We start from the raw sequence: 2,049 nt of genomic DNA on the forward strand, positions 1-2,049 counted from the left end.
GTTTGTCCACTGGCTAAAATCCAACATTGCGTTTCAATTGCTCGAGCTCGCAGCAACACTTCCCAGTGAGCTTGCCCAGTAACCGCAGTAAACGCGGCGGGAACAACAATGGTATCCGCCCCCGCTAAACGCAGTGCTTTGTACAATTCGGGGAAACGAACGTCGTAACAAATGCTCAAGCCGACGCTGCCGATATCCGTTTCTGCCACCACAATTTGGTTGCCCGCGGTGAAAGTATCTGACTCTCGGTAGCTGCCATGGCCATCTTCTACATCGACATCAAACATATGCAGCTTGTCATAATGGGCAATGCATTTTCCGTGAGGTGGTAAAACGAGCGTCGTCGTTGTCACACCACGCGCGGTTTGAATCGGCATACTACCAACGACAAGCGTCAGTTGATGACTCGTCGCGATATTGGCTAAACGCTCTTGAATAGCACCGCTACCTAACGGCTCTGCATGTTGATGGTACTCTTCTCGACTGGCAAACAACACCGCATTTTCCGGCGTGAGCACCAGCTTCACTCCTTGATTGGCCGCCAAAGTACATTGCTGGTCAATAAAGTCCAAATTCGCCTGAATATCAGGCCCCGAAGTCATTTGAATGATGCCAACACGTTCCATGTGTTCTCTTCCTTCTACCACTTAGTCGGGCGATCTATTTAGCCTGCTCACGCAGTTTTTCTGGCAGCTTGTATTCGCCTTTACTACGTGAAATCTCTTTTACGGTTGGTGAATCTAACGGGCCTTTGACCTCGTAATTCACTTGGGTGAACACCTCTACAACAGGAGAAATCACCGTGGAAATCGCCAGCACGTACAGAGCGGTTTGAGGGGCTACCGCAAACGCCGTCAACATTGGTAACCCTGACGTAATATCCGGCGTAAACTTCACTTCCGCATCCACCATTCTGCTGGTCATGTTTGCAATACCACGAATTTGCATTTCACCAGCTAGCGCATCCATCACAATATCATTGGTGATGAACACACCATCTTGGATTTTGCCTGTACCCGTGATGGAGTTGAACGCCATGCCTTTGTCGAATACGTCGGTAAAATCGAGCTGCATCTTACGAATGATGGAGTCCAAGCTAAATAAGCCAAGCAAACGCGCCGCGCCGCTGACTTCACTCACGACTCCTTTGCCAAACTCCGTCGAGACATTCCCCTGCAAGGTTGGTGTCTTCATCGACCAAGGCGCACCATCCCAATTCATATTGGCGTTGATCTCAAATGGCGCTTGCTGGATCCCAGACGTGATACCAAAACGCTCCATCAGATCCGTGTTGTTATCGCCTTTCATTTTTAACGTCAGATTGGAATGGCTACGATCTTTGGTCAGCTCCCACCAACCATTCATATCGATGCGGTTTTTGCCGCTACTGAAGGTAATGTTTTTCCATTCCAAACGATCATCTTGACGCTGTAAGTCGACATTCACTTTGCCAACCTTGTAACCTTGCAGCCAAAAATCGTCGATGTTCAACGTTAAGTTTGGCATCTCTGCGTGAAACTTGCGGTCAAAGTTGGTAATAAGTGGCGCATTCTGATCTTCACTAGCGAAAATCGAACTGCGCTCTTTGGTCATTTCCTCAAAGTCTGGCAAGTACAAATGCAGATGGTCTAGAGACACCGATAAATCGTACGGTTTGAGGTACGTTGCTTTGCCTTTCACCTCTTGGCTACTCACGTCCAACTGCCAACTTAGGTTCTTTTTACTGGCGTTCAATGCCACATCGTGAAACTCAATGCCGCCCAGCAACAAGTTCGGCGTTTCGACTTCAATACGCGTTGGTAAAGGAATCGTAGGCGTCTGCATGTTTGCCAGCACCGATTGCGCTTTACTCTCTGGCGTATCCAGTAACGTCGCCCACTTATCTAGGTTTAACTCATCTAGACGAATCGAAGCATCGTGCCCAACGACAGGGCTAATTTTAAAACCCCCTTTGCCTAACACTAAGTTGGTCGCGGTTAACACTGGCACATCGCCCGAGATATCAATTTCGGTCTGATATTTCGCATTTGGGATTTGCAAACGAGCCGA

At 48.5% G+C, this 2,049-nt stretch carries 2 protein-coding genes; both read right to left on the minus strand.

Going from position 1 to position 2,049, the window contains the following annotated elements; genetic code table 11:
• A partial coding sequence (locus R7Q47_RS23380; RefSeq protein ID WP_318089452.1) for a carbon-nitrogen hydrolase family protein occupies nt 1-626 on the minus strand: 626 nt, incomplete at its 3' end.
• A gap of 34 nt (nt 627-660) precedes the next feature.
• Nucleotides 661-2,049: AsmA-like C-terminal region-containing protein (locus R7Q47_RS23385; RefSeq protein ID WP_318089464.1), on the minus strand; the 1,389-nt coding region annotated here is incomplete at its 5' end.

The sequence above is a fragment of the Vibrio sp. Vb0349 genome (genome assembly GCF_033338975.1).